At 68.4% G+C, this 18,541-nt stretch carries 19 protein-coding genes and 1 tRNA gene; 8 read left to right on the forward strand and 12 right to left on the reverse strand.

All coding sequences use genetic code 11. The features are described from left to right. Positions 1-81: 81 nt before the first annotated feature. Positions 82-534, forward strand: coding sequence for a DUF6456 domain-containing protein (locus FFS08_RS10810; RefSeq protein ID WP_137861720.1), 453 nt, complete (start codon positions 82-84; stop codon positions 532-534). Here FFS08_RS10810 and FFS08_RS10815 read toward each other — a convergent pair. Then, on the reverse strand, positions 527-3,001 hold the full coding sequence (locus tag FFS08_RS10815) for a DUF2339 domain-containing protein (RefSeq protein WP_249340996.1): 2,475 nt from the start codon (positions 2,999-3,001) through the stop codon (positions 527-529). The genes FFS08_RS10810 and FFS08_RS10815 overlap by 8 nt on opposite strands. Positions 3,002-3,102: 101 nt before the next feature. Between FFS08_RS10815 and FFS08_RS10820 the strand changes: the two genes are divergently transcribed. Next, positions 3,103-3,777 (forward strand): glutathione S-transferase family protein, encoded by a 675-nt coding sequence (locus tag FFS08_RS10820; RefSeq protein WP_137861721.1) that lies wholly within the window; start codon positions 3,103-3,105, stop codon positions 3,775-3,777. Between the two features lie 32 nt (positions 3,778-3,809). Next, complete coding sequence (dapF, locus tag FFS08_RS10825) at positions 3,810-4,745, forward strand: diaminopimelate epimerase (protein WP_171012563.1); 936 nt, start codon at positions 3,810-3,812, stop codon at positions 4,743-4,745. On the opposite strand, the gene FFS08_RS10830 is transcribed toward dapF, so the two are convergent. Continuing rightward, positions 4,742-5,206, reverse strand: coding sequence for an SRPBCC family protein (locus FFS08_RS10830; RefSeq protein WP_137861723.1), 465 nt, complete (start codon positions 5,204-5,206; stop codon positions 4,742-4,744). The genes dapF and FFS08_RS10830 overlap by 4 nt on opposite strands. Further along, positions 5,203-6,525: a dihydroorotase gene (locus tag FFS08_RS10835; protein WP_137861724.1), complete on the reverse strand. Its 1,323-nt coding sequence runs from the start codon at positions 6,523-6,525 to the stop codon at positions 5,203-5,205. The genes FFS08_RS10830 and FFS08_RS10835 overlap by 4 nt, the downstream gene beginning before the upstream one ends. Positions 6,526-6,571: 46 nt before the next feature. Between FFS08_RS10835 and ygfZ the strand changes: the two genes are divergently transcribed. Beyond that, positions 6,572-7,333, forward strand: coding sequence for a CAF17-like 4Fe-4S cluster assembly/insertion protein YgfZ (ygfZ, locus tag FFS08_RS10840; RefSeq protein ID WP_137861725.1), 762 nt, complete (start codon positions 6,572-6,574; stop codon positions 7,331-7,333). A 190-nt stretch (positions 7,334-7,523) separates the two neighbouring features. Here the strand turns inward: ygfZ and FFS08_RS10845 are convergent, their stop codons facing one another. After that, on the reverse strand, positions 7,524-8,657 hold the full coding sequence (locus tag FFS08_RS10845) for an OmpA family protein (RefSeq protein ID WP_137861726.1): 1,134 nt from the start codon (positions 8,655-8,657) through the stop codon (positions 7,524-7,526). Between the two features lie 102 nt (positions 8,658-8,759). Continuing rightward, positions 8,760-9,182 carry a DUF2793 domain-containing protein gene (locus FFS08_RS10850; protein WP_137861727.1) on the reverse strand — a complete coding sequence of 141 codons (423 nt, stop codon included), beginning with the start codon at positions 9,180-9,182 and terminating at the stop codon, positions 8,760-8,762. Positions 9,183-9,188: 6 nt separating this feature from the next. Between FFS08_RS10850 and FFS08_RS23445 the strand changes: the two genes are divergently transcribed. Continuing rightward, entirely contained in the window at positions 9,189-9,356 is a 168-nt protein-coding gene (locus FFS08_RS23445) for a hypothetical protein (RefSeq protein WP_171012564.1), read from the forward strand. 159 nt (positions 9,357-9,515) lie between these two features. Here FFS08_RS23445 and FFS08_RS10860 read toward each other — a convergent pair whose 3' ends face one another. Then, positions 9,516-9,827 (reverse strand): EF-hand domain-containing protein, encoded by a 312-nt coding sequence (locus tag FFS08_RS10860; protein ID WP_137861728.1) that lies wholly within the window; start codon positions 9,825-9,827, stop codon positions 9,516-9,518. A gap of 444 nt (positions 9,828-10,271) precedes the next feature. On the opposite strand from FFS08_RS10860, the gene FFS08_RS10865 reads away from it, so the two are divergent. Beyond that, entirely contained in the window at positions 10,272-10,601 is a 330-nt protein-coding gene (locus tag FFS08_RS10865) for a DUF8220 family protein (protein WP_137861729.1), read from the forward strand. Between the two features lie 112 nt (positions 10,602-10,713). Here the strand turns inward: FFS08_RS10865 and FFS08_RS10870 are convergent, their stop codons facing one another. The 3 genes from FFS08_RS10870 to FFS08_RS10880 all read right to left on the reverse strand — a co-directional run bounded on the left by FFS08_RS10870 (position 10,714) and on the right by FFS08_RS10880 (position 13,563). Beyond that, the gene (locus tag FFS08_RS10870; RefSeq protein WP_249340997.1) at positions 10,714-12,021 is read right to left on the reverse strand and encodes a DNA-packaging protein; all 1,308 of its coding nucleotides are present in this window, start codon (positions 12,019-12,021) and stop codon (positions 10,714-10,716) included. After that, positions 12,011-12,469: a hypothetical protein gene (locus tag FFS08_RS10875; RefSeq protein WP_137861731.1), complete on the reverse strand. Its 459-nt coding sequence runs from the start codon at positions 12,467-12,469 to the stop codon at positions 12,011-12,013. Before FFS08_RS10875 ends, FFS08_RS10870 begins: the two co-directional genes overlap by 11 nt. Before the next feature lie 323 nt (positions 12,470-12,792). Then, positions 12,793-13,563 (reverse strand): DUF1134 domain-containing protein, encoded by a 771-nt coding sequence (locus tag FFS08_RS10880; RefSeq protein WP_137861732.1) that lies wholly within the window; start codon positions 13,561-13,563, stop codon positions 12,793-12,795. Between the two features lie 153 nt (positions 13,564-13,716). Here FFS08_RS10880 and FFS08_RS10885 point away from each other — a divergent pair. Further along, a tRNA-Ser gene (locus FFS08_RS10885) sits at positions 13,717-13,806 on the forward strand. A 252-nt stretch (positions 13,807-14,058) separates the two neighbouring features. Here FFS08_RS10885 and FFS08_RS10890 read toward each other — a convergent pair. The 3 genes from FFS08_RS10890 to FFS08_RS10900 are packed head-to-tail and all read right to left on the reverse strand — an operon-like array spanning position 14,059 to position 17,948. After that, positions 14,059-16,410 carry a TonB-dependent receptor gene (locus tag FFS08_RS10890; protein ID WP_137861733.1) on the reverse strand — a complete coding sequence of 784 codons (2,352 nt, stop codon included), beginning with the start codon at positions 16,408-16,410 and terminating at the stop codon, positions 14,059-14,061. Beyond that, on the reverse strand, positions 16,397-17,362 hold the full coding sequence (locus tag FFS08_RS10895; protein WP_171012565.1) for a FecR family protein: 966 nt from the start codon (positions 17,360-17,362) through the stop codon (positions 16,397-16,399). Before FFS08_RS10895 ends, FFS08_RS10890 begins: the two co-directional genes overlap by 14 nt. Beyond that, positions 17,352-17,948: an RNA polymerase sigma factor gene (locus tag FFS08_RS10900; protein ID WP_137861735.1), complete on the reverse strand. Its 597-nt coding sequence runs from the start codon at positions 17,946-17,948 to the stop codon at positions 17,352-17,354. The genes FFS08_RS10895 and FFS08_RS10900 overlap by 11 nt, the downstream gene beginning before the upstream one ends. 192 nt (positions 17,949-18,140) lie before the next feature. On the opposite strand from FFS08_RS10900, the gene FFS08_RS10905 reads away from it, so the two are divergent. Further along, on the forward strand, positions 18,141-18,541 hold a 401-nt coding region (locus FFS08_RS10905; RefSeq protein WP_137871831.1), incomplete at its 3' end, for a hypothetical protein.

Below are 18,541 nucleotides of genomic sequence, written 5' to 3' on the forward strand. Positions count from 1 at the left end.
CCTAACCAAATCGGTTTTTTTCTTTCCTACAATCGATCCCGCATGGCAAGGGAGGCGAATCGGAACAAAAGGAGATCATCGATGCGCGAGCTGGTGGAGCGGACGATTGAGGACGCGGCCGGGCGGCGGCGGGTCGCGGTGAACCAGGCCGAATCGCCGATGGCGTGGCTCGCGGCGCGCGGCCATGTCAGCGCGCGGCAGCTCGAGGCGGGCGAGCGGCTGCGCGGCGACTATGAGATGGCGGCGCTGGGACCCCGCATCACGATGCGGTGGGACGGCGCGCCGTCGGCACGATCCCCGGGCGGCGTACCGGAACGGCTCGATCCGACGCTGACGCAGATCGCCGCGCGGCGGCGCTTCGACGGAGCGGTGACGGCCGCGGGCGCCGGGCTCGCCGACATATTGTGGCGCGTGGTCTGCGCGGGCGAGGGGCTGGGGCCGGCGGAGAAGGCGCTGGGCTGGCCGAGCCGCGCCGGCAAGCTGGTGCTCTGCTTCGCGCTCGATCGCGTCGCCGATTTCTACGGGATCAAGTGAGCGGCTCCGGGGCTCCCTTGCCGACGAACCGGCCATAGGCCCAGCCGATCCCGATCAGCGCAAGGCCGAGGCCCAGGAAGGAGAGGATGCGCAGCAGCCCGTCGAGCGCGGCGGCGTCGATCAGGAACACCTTGAAGGTGACGCCGGTGAGCAGGGCGAGGCCGAAGACGCGCAAGTCACGCGCGCCCGTGGCGATGCCGCGCCACAGCCAATACAGTGCAAGCGCCAGCATCGCGGCGCTGTACCCGCCATTCTCGGCCGTGCCGATCGGACCGGCGAGCAGGTCGCCATGCGCCGCCTGACGCACCGCCGCGAGCGCGGCCAGCAGAGTCAGCAGCGCCGCGCCCGGCCGCCAGCGCGGGGCCAGGGTCCACAGCCAGAAGCTCGCGAGCGCGAAATGGAGCACCGCTGCGTTGAGGAGCGGCAGCGAGCCGACCGCCTGGGGCTCGACCAGGGCGGAGAGCAGGAAGAGGTCGAACCACAGGATGCGGAACAGGCCGAGCGCGAGCAGCGCATGGCCGAGCGCAGCAAACCCGCCGCGGCGAAGCAGGAGCCAGCCGGCGGCGAGGCAGGCCTGGGTGAGCAACGCGCGCTCGACGAAGCCGAACGCCTGGAAGCGCGGCAGCGTGGCAATGGCGAGCGGCTGCTTGGCGACCGCGTAGAGCAGCAGCACGCCAAGGGCGACGGCGAAGAGCGAGGCGACGCGGCGGACCCGGCCGAACTGCGCGGGATCGAAGAGCAGCGCGACGGCAAGCGCCACCGGCAGCGCCAGCGCGCGCAGCAGCCCGGGCAAGGCGGGAAGCAGCGGATAAGTGAGCCGTTCGCCGGAAAGCGAGGCGAGAATCAGCTCGCTCAGCGCGCCCAGCGGCAGCGCGGCGGCAATCAGCGCGGCGGCGAGGGGATAGGCAGGAAGCTCGTAGAGCAGCGGCACACGAAGCTTGCGCGCCCACCAGGCCAGGGCCGCGGCGGTGCAGCTGAGCGGAAGGGCCAACCAGTCGTCCGGCACGAACTGGCCAAGGCCCAGGCCGGCGAGGAAAGCCGCGAGCGCGGTCGCCGGGACGAGAGTCGACCATTCCCGGTCGGCGCGGCTCCGCCATGCAAGACCGAACGCCACTGCCGCCCCCGCCAGTTCAATCCATCCCCATTGCACCGCGGACAACAGCTCCGGCGCCCGCAAATGGGCGATGAGGAGCGGACCCGCCGTGCCGAGCAGCGCAATGCCCGCCCAGAGCCTATGGCGACGCGCCAGTACATGGCCGGGAACGGCGAACAATGCCGTGGCGAGAATCGCCGCGATCGGCGTGACTCCCGGCGGGCGCGGATCGATGGCGAGCAGCTCCAGCACGAGCAGCAGCACGCAGGCGGCAAGCGCGCCGGGAAGATAGGCTGTGTCGCGCCAGGCAAGGAACAGTGTGGCGGCCGCGAGCGTGAGATAGAAGGCCCAGGCGAGCCAGCTGAAGTCGAGCGCCGGGGCGAGCAGGGCGAGTTGCAGGCATCCCGCCACCAGAGGGGCGAGACGAAGCCAGCGATTGCCCGCTCCTGTGGCCGGCAGCGCCGCGCTGGCACCGATCGCGAGCAGCAGGGTAAAGGCGCCGACGGCGGAAAGATCGCCCTCGCGCGCGACCAGCACGGCGATCAGGAAGTTGATCCAGGCGAAGCCCGCTGCGCAGGCAGTCAGCGCCAGCCAGGCCCAGCCGCGATGGGCGGCCAGGCCGAACAGGGCGGCAATGAACAACGCGAGATAGACGAGCAGCGGGCCGATCCCGGCCGCATCGAAGCCGGCGACCAGGGGCGCGGCGAAACCACCGATCAGCGCCATCACCGCAGTGGGCGGCCCGTGGCGCAGCGCCAGGGTGAGCGCGCCGCCGGTGACGGCCAGCACCAGCAGGAACGCGATGAGGGGCGTGATCAGGTGATAGAGCGCGGCAGCCATGTAGAGCGTGCCGTAAAGGCTCGCGACTCCTGCCCCGGCCAGCGCCTGCGCCACGCGCGGATCGTCGGCGGTCGCAGGCAGGCGCCGCGTGATCTCGCTGCCCGCGACCAGCACCGCGCCGAACAGCGCCGCGAGCAGGGTCCGCGTTCCCGGGCCGAGCAATCCGCTTTCGATCGAGTAGCGGACCAGGAAGAAACCGGCGAGCACCAGCGCCGCGCCGCCGATCCAGATCGGCAGTCTTCCGCCGATCAAGGTCTCGAAGCTGAACTGCGGCAGAGGCCGCGGCTCGACGGGGCGCCGCCCCGGCCCGGGGCCCGCCGGTGCCTCAACGACCGGGGCGGGCGGATCGGCCGCGGGAGCCGGCAGGGTCGAGGGCTCGGGCGAGGAGGCCGGCGTTTCGCGCGCGTCCCGGCCGCGCAGGGCGATCAGCGATTCGACACGGCGCAGTTCTTCCTCCAGAAAGGCGATGCGCCGCAGCACGATATAAAAGGCCGCAGCCGCGCCCAGCGCGAGGAGGAGCATGAGAGCAATCACGCGTCCCTTCTTCGCACAGCGGAGCGCACCTGTCGCGCATAAACCAGTTGCAAATAACAACTGATTTGATAGCCTGATGTCCAAGCCGAGGAGAGGTTGGCATGATCGTGTTTGGTTCGACGCTTTCGCCCTATGTGCGCAAGGTCATGGTGTTCGGTGCCGAGAAGGGGCTGGATCTCGAGTTGGAGGCGGCCGGCATGGGCCGGGGCGGACCGGAATTCATGGCAGCGAGCCCGTTCGGCAAGATGCCGGGCTTCAAGGACGGCGATTTCCTGATTTCGGACAGCTCGGCGATCGTCGCCTATCTTGACGCCAAATATCCGGAGCCGAGCCTGATCCCGGCCGAGCCGCGGGCGCGGGCGCGGACGATCTGGTTCGACGAGCTCGCCGACACGATCATGATGGCCGCCGGCGGGGCGATCTTCGGCCAGCGCTTCGTGCGTCCGCGCGTGCTGAAGATGGAGTGTGATCATGCCGCGGCCGACACCGCCGAGCGGGAGCTGATGCCGCCGATCCTCGCCTATCTGGAAACTGCGATCCCAGCGAGCGGCTTCCTCGTCGACGACCGGCTGACCCTGGCGGACATCGCCGTGGCGAGCCCACTCGCGACTCTTGGCTGCATCGGGGTGACCGTGAATGCCTCGACCTATCCGCGGCTGGCCGCGTGGGTCGCCGCGATGCACGCACGGCCGAGCTTCGCCGCGATCATCGCGCGCGATCGTGCGATGATCGATGCGATGGGCGGCCCGGTGGAGCGCGAGGCAGTTGCCGGCTAGCCAGCACGCCACGGCGTCCCTAGATGGGCGCCATGCGGCTCGCCTTCATCAAATGCCATGGTTCGGGAAATGATTTTCCTCTGATCGACGCTCGCGCGCTCGCCTTGTCCGATCCGGACTGGGCGGGCGTGGCGCGCGCGCTCGCCGACCGCGCCGGGCCGGTCGGCGGCGACGGGCTGCTACTGCTCACCGCGGGCGACGATGCCGGCCATGATTTCGGCATGCGCATGTTCAATTCGGACGGTTCCGAAGCAGAAACCTGCCTCAACGGCTTGCGTTGCGTCGCCCGGCTTGGCTTCGAGCTGCTCGGCCTCGATGCGGCACGGGTGCGGCTGAAGACCAGCAGCGCCGAAGTCGCCCGCGCCGAGCCGCTCGCGCCGGGCGTGGTGACGATTCGCGAGACTGCCGGCCCGGCCTCCACCCGTGCCGCCGCCGTCGGCCTGCGCATCGCGGCAGAGACGGTGATCGACCAAGCCGTTCCGGGCCTGCCCAGCGCGCGAACCTTCACTGCAGTCGCGATGCCCAATCCGCATCTCGTCGCGTTCGTCGACACGGTGGACGAAGCCGAGCTGGTGGCGCTCGGCGAATGGTGCGAGGCTGGGCCCGATCTGATCCCGGCACGCGCCAATGTCTCCTTCGTGGAAGTGCGCGGGCAGGACCTGTTCGTGCGCACCTATGAGCGCGGCGTCGGCCTGACCGATAGTTGCGGCAGTGCCATGGCCGCCTCGGTCCATGCCGCGGGGCGCACCGGGCGCCTGCCCTTCGGCACCATGATCAAGGTGTTCAACAAGGGCGGGCTGGTAATGGGATCGTCAGACGCGGCCGGCATGGTCACGATCCGCGGCAATGCAACGTTCCTTTACGACGCAGCGATCGAAGTCGATCCGGCCCGCGCCGCCGCCGAGCCGCCGCTCGTCCATGCCCGGCGCGAGGACGAAGCCGCCGCCTGGGCGGCCGCCATCCCCTAGCCGCCGACAAACGCCGCGAGATTGGCAAGCGACGACTTCAACCCCTGGAGGTGATCCTGCTTGCGGATGCCCTGCGGCACGTCCTCGCAGGTGATCGCGACTCGGGTGCCGACTTCGGTCGCCTCGAAGGTCCAGGTCATCCGCATGGTGCCGGCAAAGGCCGGGTCCTCCGATTCGAACATCGCCGTCTGGACGATTTGCCTGCCCGGCTTCAACGCGACGAAGCGCGTCTCGACCACATCGCTGTGCTCGTCGGTCTTGCCCGGCGTGCCGTCCCGATAGTGTAGCGCCATCCGATAGCCGCCGCCGGGCTTCGCATCGAATGCCAGCATCTCGCCGGTCATTCCCTCGGGCGGCAGCCAGCGCACCAGCGCCTCGGCATCGACAAAGGCTTGATAGACGCGCGCGGCCGACGCCTTGATCAGCCGCGACGCGCGATCGGTACGCGAAACCGTCCTCACCCGAACTCGACCGCCTCGAAGCGCACCGGCTTGCCCGTAGCCTGGTTGGCGAGTTCGGCTTCCCACATCACCCGGTTGCCGCGCACGATCGTGCCGATCGGCCTGCCGGTGATCTGTGTGCCGGTGAAGGGCGACCAGCCGCAGCGTGAAGCGAGCCAGCTCTCCTCGATCGTCCAGCGCGCCTTCAGGTCCACCACGGTGAAGTCCGCGTCATAGCCCACGGCGATCCGGCCCTTGCCGGCGATGCCGAATATGCGCTGCGGACCCGCGCTGGTCAGGTCGATCACGCGTTGCAGCGTCGTCCGCCCCTCGGCAACGTGATTGAGCATGAGCGGCAACAGCGTCTGCACGCCCGGCATGCCGCTGGGGCTGTCGGGGTAGGGCCTGGCCTTTTCCTCGCGCGTGTGCGGCGCATGGTCCGACCCGAGCACGTCGGGAACGCCCTGATTGAGCCAGTGCCACAGCCCGGCACGATGCGCGGCGGATCGGATCGGCGGGTTCATCTGCGCGAAGGTGCCGATCGTGGGATAGGCTTCCTCGCCGGCCAGCGTCAGGTGCTGCGGCGTGACTTCGCACGTGGCGATGTCCTTGTTCGCGCCGAGCAGTTCCAGCTCGGCGGGCGTCGTCACGTGCAGCACATGGATCCGCCGCCGCGCCGCGCGCGCCAGACCCAGGATGCGCCGCGTCGCCAGCATCGCGCTCTCGTCGTCGCGCCAGACCGGATGGCTGGCGGGATCGCCGGGCACGCGCTCGCCCAGCCGATCCTGCATGCGAAACTCGTCCTCGGCATGAATCGCCACGCGGCGATGGCCCGAAGCGAGCACGCGGGCCAGGTTCGCATCGTCGGAGACGAGCAGGTCGCCGGTCGAGGCGCCCATGAAGATCTTCACGCCGGCCGTACCCGGCAGCCGCTCCAGCTCGGCGAGATGTTCGGCATTGTGGTTGGTCGCGCCGACATAGAAGGCGTGGTCGCACCACATCCGGTCGCGGGCACGAGCGAGCTTGTCCTGCACCGCTTCGGCCGAATCGGTGTTGGGCTTGGTGTTCGGCATCTCGAACACCGCCGTCACTCCGCCCAGCACCGCCGCACGCGCGCCGCTCTCCAGGTCTTCCTTCGCCTCGAGCCCGGGCTCGCGGAAATGCACCTGGCTGTCGATCACGCCGGGCAGCACGTCGAGCCCGGTGCAGTCGATCGTCTCGCCCGCTTCCAGCGGGCCGCCGATTGCGACGATGCGCCCCCTGGAGACGCCGATGTCCGTTTCGGCCGGACCACCGGGCAAGTGCACGCGCCCGCCCTTGAGCTTCAGATCGACATTCATATCCGCGCCTCTTCCGTCGCCCCCGCCTACCCCCTACCTGTTCGGCATGATCGATACCAGCATTGGCGATTGCGGCACCTGGCTTGCCGATCGCGCCCTGATCCGCATTTCGGGCGAAGACGTGCGCGGCTTCCTCCAGGGCCTGGTGACACAGGATCTGGCAACAGTGGCCGCCGACGCGCCGCAATGGGCCGCGCTGCTCACGCCACAAGGCAAGGCGCTGTTCGATTTCCTGCTCTGGGAGGCGGGCGACGATATCGTGGTCGATTGCGAGGAAGCGCAGGCCGAGGCGCTGATCCGCCGCCTCACGCTATATCGCCTGCGCCGGCCGATACGCATCGGCCACGAACCCGCGCTGGGGGTGCATTGGTCGCGCGCCGCGCGGCCGCACGCGGCCGCGGATCCACGCCTCGCCGCGCTTGGCTGGCGCTGGCTCGATGAGAATGCAGGGAGGGATGCCGGCCTCGCCTGGCGCGCGCACCGCCTGTCGCTCGGCGTCACCGAGGGCGCGGCCGAGCTCGGCCAGGACAAGACACTGTGGCTTGAATGCAACGCTGCCGAGTTGAACGGCGTCAGCTTCGGCAAGGGCTGCTATGTCGGTCAGGAGAATACGGCGCGAATGCACTATCGCGCCAAGGTCAACCGCCGGCTCGTGGTCGCGCCGCTCGGCGAGCCGGGCGAACGGACGCGTGCGGCATATCCCGATCTCGGCCTGATGGTGGAGCTGCGCCGAGTCGAAGCGCTCGGTGACGCATGCGTGCCGGAATGGCTGGGGGAGGCACTGGCCGAGTCGCCGGCCAAGGGCTGAAGCGCGTCGATCCGGGCGAGCACCCTCGCCCGAGGAACAGGCTCGAAAGCTGACGCCGGCCCGAAGCCGGGGTGACGGCAACCGCCCCTGCAGCGGGTACCTTCCCGGGAGAGAAAGCGGCGGCGCCAAAGAAAAAGGGAGGCCGGTTTCCCGACCTCCCCGATTCTCAGTCCTTGCGGACGGGTCTGGCTTAGTTGCCCGAACCCGGACCGTAGGTGACTTCCACGCGACGGTTCTGCAGTTCGCGAACACCGTCGGCAGTCTCGACGCGCGGCTTGCTCTCACCGAAGGCTTCGGTCGAGATCACGCCGGCGGCGATGCCACGGGCAGTCATATAGGCCTTCACCGAGTCAGCACGACGCTGCGAGAGGCCGACATTGTAGCTGGCCGAGCCCGAGCGGTCGGCGTGGCCGGCCAGCATCACCTGCGCATTACCGCAGTTCTGATAGTTGCTGATGGCGTTGTCGAGGATGCTCGCGGCTTCCGGCGTGATATCCGACTTATCCCAGTCGAAGAACACGATGTACGGTCCCGGGGTGCAGACGACGGTCGGCGTCGGGGTCGGTTCCGGAGTCGGCGTCCAGGTCGGCGTCGGAGTGGGCTCCGGCGTCGGAACCGGCGTCGGGGCCGGGGCCGGGGCGCCGAAGTTGAAGATCAGGCCGCCCAGGATCGAGTGCGAACGGAAGCGGCCGTCCCACACGCGACCCGAAACGTCGGTGATCTTCACATTGTCGGCATTGAAGAAGCGATACTTCAGCGAGATGTCGATCGAGTCGGTCAGCGGCGCGCGGATGCCCGCGATCGCCTGCCAGGCGAAGACCGTGTCCGAATCGTCGATCGTGTCCTGATAGGTGTTCAGGCCGACCTTGTTCTTGACGCGCGCCACGCCGACACCGCCGCCGACGAAGCCCTGCACGCCGGTGTCTTCACCGAAGTCGAGCAGGCCGTTGACCATGAAGCTCAGCGCCGAGGAACGGCCGCCGGCATAGCCGTAGTTGCCCGGAGCCGCGTTGAGCGCGGCACCGGCCGAATTGCGGATCGGCATGGTGATGGTGCTCTGGAGCCGGTTGACCGAAGCCTGGCGATAGCCGACCTCGGCTTCCGCACGGAACGGACCGAAATCGTAACCGACAACGGCGTCGGCATCCCAGCCGGCCTTGTGGTGCACGGTCGCGGCCTGCTTGGCCGTGCCGACGTCGAACTTGATGTCCTCGACGAGCATCGCGCCGCCTTCGACACCCACATACCACGCATCGTCGCGGGCGAGGGCGGGCGTGCTGAGCGCGGTAGTCGCGAGTGCCAGAGTAACGGCAAGCTTCCGCATCTTAATCCCCTTTCATGATTGTCACTACGGACAGCGAAAAACTCAGTACCGAAACGAAAGTTTCTACGCAAGCGCACAAATCCCGGTACTGTTGCATTAACGTCACAGCCCGCCACCTTCGATCAGACCATGTGTGCGCAATGCAGCCAATACCGCCGAGATCGCGGCCCGCGCTGCCGCATCAACCACCGTGCCGCCTTCCGGTTCCGGAATCGCGGCGGCGCGGGCGCCGACGACCCGTTTTCCCTCGACGACGAGCCGGCCATGCACCTCGCCCGCGTGCCAGTCGCCATTGGCGAACAGCGCATGCCCGGCGCCCTGGCCCAGCCACAGCCGCATGCCTTCCGGCGGAGCGACGAAGCGCCAGCCACCTTCCGTCCAGCCCGCGACTTCTCCGGCATGTCCCTGCCAGTCGCCTTCGGGCGCGTCGCCGATGATCCAGCACCGGCCGGGCAGCGGATCGCGGGGCGGCACATTCGCGCCGATCGCTTCGGCGGCCGCCTGCGTGAGCAGGTCGAGACGCACAAGCGCTTGCCATGCAGCAGCAGCTGCGCCGCCAGCGTCTCGATCAGCGGCTGCCCGCCCGAGCGCGCCGTCACCAGCCTGAGCAGCGCGGGATCGCTCGCGTTCAGCCCAGCGCTGCCCGCGCCTTCGGCGACCAGCTTCACGGCGCGCTGCGCCACCGGATTGTGGCAATAGGCCTCGCGCACCTGCGCTTCGTAGCTGCGCGGCCATTCGCCGATGCCGCCCGTGAAGTTCCCGCCGCGCGACAGCGCCGGCCGCGCACCGTCGCGCGCGGACTTCCGCCCGAACCATTTCATGCCATTCCTCCCGAAATTGCCGGACGTTCCCTTCGAATCACGCGCAGGGGGCGTCCGTCGCCAGCTCGGCGGGATCCAGCCGCCCGTCGCGATTGCAGTCCCGCGTCCAGTATCCCGCCGCCAGCCCGGCACGCAGCGCGTCGCGCGCCACGCCCTTGCCGGGCACCATGGCCGCCGCCATCGCCGTCACTTCCGCGCGATCGAGCCCGCCGTCGTGATCCGCGTCGAAGCGCGCCACCCATGCCGCGCTTCCCATATTCCGCAGCGCCGCCCCGCTGGTCGCGCAGCCGCACAGCCCCAGCGTCCCGGCGAGCGCGATCGCCCGCCGGAACATGCTTCGTTCCGTCATCTCGATTCTCCCGTTCAGTCGCTATTCTCGGCGGGCGGCACGCCCTTGCCCGTCATGCCGACCCCGGGCTTGATCCGGGGTCGGCATCCAATGCTCCACGAGCGGAATCGCGCGTGGCTCCTCGGGCCCTGAAACAAGTTGGGGCTTGTCCCCTTCAGACAAGCATCTCTCTCGCTCTCCCGGCCCTCCACCTCTCGTCATCCCCGCGCAGGCGGGGATCCAGAGTCACGGGCGATATGGCGGAGAAATCCTGGATCCCCGCCTGCGCGGGGATGACGAAAGCGAGATACTTGTCCGAAGGGGATAATCGCTAAACAAGTTCAGAGGGACAATGGAAATTGGCCGCCAACTGCATCACTGTCGAACTAGGCCGTAGACTCATGAAAGCAGCCCGACGGCAAACGCCCCATTTGCGGGCGTTCCCTTCTCTGGCAAGATCGCAATATGAAGAACGTTCAGATCATCGACGGCGCATCGAACGCGACCTTCAGCATCTTCCAAGCGACGGACGAGGAATACGCCGCGATTTTTCCCGACGGTCGCGACATGGAACTAGCGGAAGACCTGTGGGAGCGGCTCGGCAGCGCGGCCGGCCGATTTCTCACGCGGCTGTGGGAACGTCCGATCCTGAAGTCAGAGGCGAACGGCATCCACGGAACCCTGTTCTACAACAACGAGCATCGCAGCATTCCACCGTCGAAGCGGGAAGTCGATTGGGACGCTGCCTCGATCAATGCTGCTCAACGGGAGCTATTCTCTCGACATCGCGATTGACCGCTTCCCACCCAAGCTCGGCCGTTCCGCCCTCGTGCCGACAGCGGTCGTCTATGAGTTTACGACCCAAACCGCTAACGACTTCCGGTTCGTTCCGAAGCCTTGCCGCCCCCTACAGCATCCGTATCGCCGCCAGCCCGCGCCGGCTCAGCATCAGCTCGGTCAGTGCCCAGACCAGCGCGTCGGCGCGGTCCGGCGAGCGGCCGGGGCCCTCATAGCCGCCGCCCGCCACCAGCCCGCACAATTCATCCTCCAGCGCCGGGAAGGCGCCGGCATGGCGCACCTTGCCCGCCTCGTAGAGCAGGCTCACCGGCTCGGCGCGCGCCGCCTTGCCCTGGCTGGCATGCACGAGCGTCACCGGCAGGCCGTCATCGGCGCCGAGCAGCACGCTCTTCACCATGGCGCCGCCCTGGTTCTTCTCCGCCACCACCCGGTCGGCGCCGTGCCGCGCGGCGCAGGCCGCCACGGCGCGTGCCCAGCCCTCGGGCGTGGCGCCCGCGACGCTGGCGTCCTCGATCACATATGCCTTGCCGTCGCGCCCCAGCGCCGCCGCCACGATCCCGCAGGCATCGCCGCCGACGCCCGCCGGCGGATCGACGCCGATCACGCAGCGCACCCGCTCGGGCACCGCCTCCGCCCGGCATTTCTCGATCAGCGCGCGGCTCCACAGCGCGCCCTGCGGCGCGTCGATCATCTCGCCCTCGAGTTCCTGCCGGCCCAGGCTGGTGCCGCCATAATCGGCGGTCATCGCCTCGACGAAGCTGCGCGGCAGCCACGGATTCCCCCGCGTCCGCCCGCGCGTTTCCACCAGGCCCGGCAGCGCCATCACCTTGCGCATCAGCTTCACCGGGCGCGGCGTGGTCGTCACCAGCACCTGCGGCGCCTCGCCCAGCCGCAGGCCGAGCATCAGATTGTCCCAGGCGACCTCACCCGCCCGACCCCATTTCGCCAGCTCGTCGCACCAGGCGAAATGATGTTCGGGGCCGCGCAGCCCTTCGGCCGCCGCCGCCGAATAGATGCGCGCCCGGGCGCCGCTGGGAAAGCGCAGTTCGCCCGAGCTGCGAACCCAGATCATCTCCTCGTCCTCGCGCGCCGCCGCCAGCAATCCACTCGATCCCTCGATCATCACGTGCCGCACATCCTCGACGTTGCCGCCCACCAGCGCGATCCGGGCATCGGGATCGGCGCGGGCACGGGCATGCACCCATTCGGCGCCCGCCCGTGTCTTGCCGAAGCCGCGGCCCGCGCGGATCAGCCAGATGCGCCAGTCGCCCTCGGGTTCGAACTGGCCCTGGTGCGCCCATTGCCACCAGCGCTCGTCGAACTCGCGCTTCTGCGGGCCGCTCAGGATGCGGATCGCCTTGGCGCGGTCCTCCGGCGTGCGGGCCACCAGCGCCTCGAACGCGGCGCTACTGCGCACGCGCTTCCTCCGCCTCCAGGGCGCGGGCCCGGTCGATGGCCGCCAGCTTCCTGAGGATCGCCGCATCGGTGTCTTCGGGCCGGGCGCGCTCGAGCGGCCTCCCTCCGCGCTTCCGGTCGCCCTGCCGGTGCGCGCGATGCATGCTGAGCAACCGCATCGCGTCGCCCAGATCGATGGTCCGCCCGTCGGGCCGCTGGATCCTGCTGCCTCCGCCGGCCAGCACATGGCCGAGCAGGACGGTCTCGAGCATTTCGTAGCCGAGGATCAGCGCCTTGCGCCAATCCTCGGCGAACGCCTCGTCCTTGCGCCGCAGGCGATAGACGCTGGACGTGCTCACTTCCGCGATGGCGGCCGCCTCGCACACACTGCCCGTCGCGGCCAGGTGATCGAGAAATACGGTGCGCTCCTTCTTGGTCCAGCGCACCCAGCGCCGTCTAGCCTCCTCCACAGCTCCTCTCCCCGAAAGAAGGGCGATCCCGTCGATTGCGAACGCCGGCCCGCCGATCCGGCCCGGCCGTCCGCGGATCAGCCCGGAGGGACGATGGCATGGGCACATGCCGTTCTCCCCGGCGGGTTCGTTCGCAATTGATGGGATCGCCCAAAGAAAAGGGCCGGAAGGCGTTGCCGCCCCGGCCCGACTCGCAATTCTTCAGCGTTCCTGCTTTGTGCCATATCAGCGTGACGATGTCAAGCTAAAAGTGCCTATTTGGTTCGTCATCAGCCGCACCCCCGGGATTTGCGGGGGAGAGCGAAAGGGGGGATGCGGGCCCTTTAGAAGGGCAGCCAGCGCTTCTTCTCGCTGAACTTCATATAGCCGGCGTTCACGCCCAGCCGCCAGCCCACGCCCAGACGGACGGGGATCAGCACCACGTCGCCGCGGCGCAGATAGGAAGCGGAGAGGCCGCCGACGAAATAGGCCCGGCCTTCGCCCTGGGGAAAGCGCTTGTAGAGTTCCTGGCTGTCGTAGAGATTGTAGACGAGGACGAACACCTTGTTGGCGTCGCCGCCCAGGTCGAAGCCGATCGACGGGCCGGTCCAATAGACTTTGCGCTGGCCCTCGACCTTGTGGAACATCATGCCCGATCCGTAGCGCAGGCCGACGCCGACCGCGCCGGCGGCCTCGCTGCCGGCGATATAGGCGTTGGGCTGGCCCTGGTCCTTGAGAATGTCCTCGATCAGCTTGCCCAGGCCCGATGCGCCCTTGCCGAACACGCCCTCGGCGGCGCCGACCAGCTCGTCGCGCTGATAAGTGGTGGCCTGCTGGCGGGCGCTGCCGCCGGGGCTGTACGGGGCCTGGCCTGCGGGGGGCGGTTGCTGCGGCTGATAAGGATCGTCCTGCGCGGGCGGCGCGTCCTGCCGCTGCTGCGCCGGCACGGCATAGGGGTCGCGGGCAGGCGGCGGGGTGTGCAGGTCCGAATCGATCGCGGTGTTGGGGTCGATCGTGGTCATCTGCTGCTGTTGCTGCTGCTGTGCCGCCGCGGGCAGGGCGCCCGTCGCGAGTGCGGCCGTCGCCGCCATCAACACCAGATCACGAACGCGCATGGTCGAATTACCCCAGCCCAGCAGAAGCCCGATCTATAGGGGGCGCGGCTGTCACGGCAATGAACGAGCGGCGGATTGAGTCGATTTCACGTCAAGCTGGGCGTTGATTGCTCCGAAACCCCCCGCTATAGCCCCCGCTTCGAGCCGTTATCCGGAGACGTGGGTGAGTGGCTGAAACCAACGCTTTGCTAAAGCGTCATACGGGAAACCGTATCGAGGGTTCGAATCCCTCCGTCTCCGCCAACACCCCATAACACATTGAAATTACTTGCTAATTTCCGGGGGCGATCAGGCCGCATCGAAATCGCGATGGAGATCGCAGCCCTTCTTCGGTGTCGCGATAATCCCGCCGTGCGACGAACCGAGGCGCAAGTGGATGCGGCGAGCCCGTCAGGTCCTGAACTGCCGCCCGCGCGTCGTTCCGCAGCCGCATTCGTGATGGCGCACGCCGAAACCCGTGGCACGCGGCTCCTGCGTTGAACGCCGTGCGCGCGCTCAGAAAGCCGCGTTGAGGCCCAGACGAATGGTCCGTGGCCGCAACGGAGTCATCTGATTGCGCTCGGCCAGGCCGAACGGGTTGCCAAAGGCGAAGCTGTTCCCGCGAACATCGCCAAGATTCGTAACGTCCAGCGAAACGCCGAACCTGCCGAAACCCAATCGGCCGCCGAGATCGCCAACCGCATAATTGCCTTGCGGGATATCGAGCAATGGCCCGACGCCCAGCCGCGACGCCCCGACATAGCGCAGAGAAGCCTCGCCGCTCAGCGTGACGCCCGACGCAATCTCGCGCCGCCACGCCGCGACGGCGCGCGCGCCGTTGCGTGCCACGTTCGGCAGGGTCCGCTCGCCCGCGGCCACGAACTCCGCCTCGGGCGCGTACAGATCGCTATTGTTCAGGAATGCCGATGCGGTGATCGTCAAGCTTGGCGAAGGACGCCATGCGATGTCGCCATCCAGGCCATAGATCCTCCCGCTGCCGATATTGGCGGTATAGGGGAGGCCCGAGCGGTCGATGAGATCGGCCTGGATATTGTTCCAGTCGGCAAAGAATAAGGCGGCCCGGATCGACAGGCGATCCTGCTCCCGGTGGCCGAAGCGGATGCCGAACTCGCTCATGATCAGGTCGTCGGTCGCGAACTTGCGGGCTTCCAGCGTCGACCCCGCTGGCGCGACGGCCAGGCCGCCGGCGCGATATCCCTGCTGATAGCGGAGGAAGGCCGAGAATCTTCCATCGGGATGCCAGTCCAGCGCCAGGGTCGGCGAGAAGCGCAGCTCGTTGCTGAACGGCTCCTTCGACTTCTCCACCGGGCTGTCGAGCAGGTTGCCGACGCTGCGCGCGAACGTGACGCGGCCGCCGACCGTGCCGGTCAGCCTGCGGAACAACGGCCGCGACAGCTGGCCGAATATGGCCCCTTCCACCTGCTGGTTGACGACGCCCGCGATACGGGCGGGAGCGTCGGGGGAACCCAGCGCGCGGGACAATGCGCTGATATTGTAGATGCTCGAAATGCCCAGGACCCAGGGGTAGTTCCTGCCGCCGCCGGACAGCCGCGTTTCCTGGTTGAACAGCGTGATGTTGTTGTTCTCCTCATAACGCGCGGTCGAGCCGGAGCCGTCATGGCCCGTCGCATCGAAGACGGTCCGCAGGTCGTGGCGGACGACCGACGTGGTCGAAACCAGCTCGGCCCGCCCCAGCCACCGTCGCGCAGTGAGATAGGTCAGATAATAGGTGTTCCGGAAAGGCTCGGCGATCGCATTGTCCCGAGTCAGCGGCGGATCGCCGCGACGCGTATACTGCCCGTCCCGGGTGGACGTGTTGTGCGTGGCGGTGCCGAAATCGACGGAGAATCCCCAGAGATCCTCGACGCGCCCGGCCAGGCGCTGGCCGTAGCTGGTCGTATTGTTGATGTTGCGCCGCTTGCGGGCGGGAGCATCGATATACCCCGCCTCGCGCGTCGCGAACACGACGAAGCGGACGGCGACCCGGTCGTCGGCGATCGGGAGGTTGAGCATGGCGGCGGCGTCGCCGCCCACGCCGCCGAATCGGGTGCCGCTGATCCCCGCCGACACCGTCGTCGACAGCGTATGCGTGTCCGGTTCGTTGGGCACGAGGCGAATGATGCCGCCGAGCGAGCTCGCTCCGTAGAGCGTGCCCTGGGGCCCCACCAGCACTTCGATGCGCTTCATGTCGTAGAGGTTCAGGTTCGGATCCGGCGCGTTGTAGTTGAGCCGAACGTCCCCGAGATACTGACCCACCGTGGCCTGGGTCGGACCGTTGAAGCTGCTGTCGGCGATACCGCGGATGAACAGCTTGTTGCGCGCCGATCCGAGATTGGTGGAACCGACCGAGGGCAGCAGCTTCGTGATCGCGGCCGTGCCCCCGGCGGCATTGCCCGCCACCCAGCCGGGGTCGAGCGCGACGAGCTTGACCGATCCCGGATAGCTGTCGATCGGAATATGTTGCTTGCTGGCGGTGACGACGATCTCCGGGGGCGGATCGGGCGCGATCGGCGGAGCAGCCGGCGGCTGCGGTTTCCGAGGCGTCCTTATCGGCTCCCGCTTCCGGACGATGCGAACGGTATTGCGGTCGTAGAACATCGCTTCCGTGCCGGTCCCCCGCAGCGCGCGGTCGAGCGCGGCGCGCAGGCGGAAACTGCCCTTGACCCCGGGGGATCGCCTGGCGGCGAGATCCGGATCGGTCACCGTGATGGTGGCGCCGCCCTGCTCACCAAGGGCCGCCGCAACTTCACCGAGGCGACCGGGCGGAACGTTGAATCGCTGCGCATGGGCATTGTCGATGCCGAGAATGCCAGCCGCGGCGAACGCCGCCCAGCTAACGCTCCGCACGGGCAGCGGTCATCGTCCAGCCGCCGGCACGCGGCACGAATGCCACATTCAAGGCCGGCGTCAGGCGCTTGAGCTCGTCCGGGCCCGTCCCGCGCAGCGCGATCGCGCCAGAGAAGGGGCGGTCCGCAACATCGGGTGCCGGGGTGATGCGCATGCCGAGCGCCCTGCCGAGATCCTCCGCCACCTGCGAGAGGGGCTCTCCAGAATAGACCAGCCGCCCCTTGCGCCATGCCCCGACCGAGCCGATCGCGGTTCGAGACACGCGAGGCTCCCCGGCCGAGGAGGGATCGAACACCGCCTGCCCGGCATCGAGGGAAATTGTCCGTCCGCCGGATTCGTAGCGGACCTTGCCTTCGGCCACCGCCACGCGGACCGCGGCCGCATCGTGCACGACGTTGAACACGGTTCCCAGGTCCACGACTCGGCGGCCGGCAACCTCGAGCGTGAACGGCCTGGCACCGTCGTGCCGGACCTGGAAGAGCGCCTCCCCGGCCTCCAACGATGCGAAGCGCGGATCCTTGCGATCGAGGCGCATCCGCGTCGCGCCGTTGAGCGTGATCTGGGTGCCCGCCTCCAAGTTGATCGTTCTGCGCTGTCCTGGATCGGTCGTCACTTCATATCGGCTGGTGGCGGCCTGGGGCATGAAGGCCAGCGCCGCAGCGACCGCCGCGACTGCAGCCCCGCCCCCGATCCCCCACCAGCGCCATCGCGAGCCCGGCCGCTGCGGGTCACCGATCTCCGCGTCATTGGCGGCTTCCCGAAAAGTCACCGCGGGCAACAGCGGCTCGAGGGCAAGATCGGCCTGCTCGATCTCATCGTAGAGCGCCGCATGCACCGGGTCCTCGGCCAGCCATTCCGCGAACCCTTCCCACGCCGCGTCGTCGCCGTGACGCAGCCGGATATGCCATTCGATGGCGCGCGCCCGCGCGCTGCCTTGTCCCTCAGATGTCATGACGACCTCTCTCGATCCTGAGATGCCGCGGGCCGCCGACATCCGCATCAAGACGAAACCTTGCGACGGCGATGGCCTCATAGGCACGTGCGAGATGCTTTTCGACAGCGCTGATGCTGATGCCGATGTCCGCGGCGATCTGGCGCTGGGGTTCGCCGTCGATCCGGAAGCGCCGGAAGATGATGCGGGTTCGCTCCGGCAGCCCGTCAAGCACGCGCTGCAGGAGCGCGAGCTGCTCGCGGGCGATGAGATGCGTCTCGACCGATGGCTGCTCGTCGATCTCCCGCTCTTCCCCGCTATGCGCGTCGACCCAATCCTCCTCGCGCCGCACCCGCCTTCCTGCGGTGCGGCGCCATCCGAGGAAATGGTTGTTCGTCATGCGGTAGAGATAGGCACGCGGCTCGGCGACAGGGCCGACCTTCTCTTCCAGGAGCTTGAGATGAACCTCCTGCAGGATGTCTTCGGCCTCGTCCGCAGTCGCGCCGCGCAGCGAGAGGTAGCGCGACAATGCGGAGCGTGTTTCGGTGAAGGTCTGAACCAGCCCCCCACCGGCGAGACTCTGCCCATCGCGCTCGTCCTCCGACATGCCGCGGTACTAGCCGCGGAGCCGCCCTCTAACAATCCGGTGTCGCAGCCGTAATGAAATGCCCCCGGGACCGGTCGGCGCACCGGGCCGGCTCGGCCGGACGCCCGCCGTTTCCCGGCGCGCAGGCATGTCCATTTTTTTGATGAGGGTGGTCGAAGACGCCGGTGTCTCAGGCAGGAAAGGAGACGAACGGTGCGCAACGAAACGCTGACGGCCCTGGAAGTCACGGTGCTCGCACTGGCCTGCCACGATCCCTTGTCGAGCATCCTGCCGAGGAAGGGATTTGCGCGCTATCCGCTCGGCCCACGCCCCCATTCGCCATTGGCCAATCCGCGCCTGGAGGCGCTTCGCCGCTTTGCGATCCTGCGTCGTCTTCATGGCCGGGCCATGGCCGCGGCCGAGCGCGAGCGCATCCGCGACGCCGGCTATGACCCGCGACAGATCGACGCGATCGAGGCCCTGATCGAGCAGGCGAGCGGCCGGCAAGGCGGCGCCGGGCGCTCCATCGTGGGTGTTGCCGCAGGCTGGGAGGCGATCTTCACCGGCTGGCGACGGTCTCGATCCCGGAACGCGCCCCACCCCATCCCCAACGG

This window comes from Sphingomonas sp. 1F27F7B (assembly GCF_005503355.1).
GTDB lineage: Bacteria > Pseudomonadota > Alphaproteobacteria > Sphingomonadales > Sphingomonadaceae > Sphingomonas.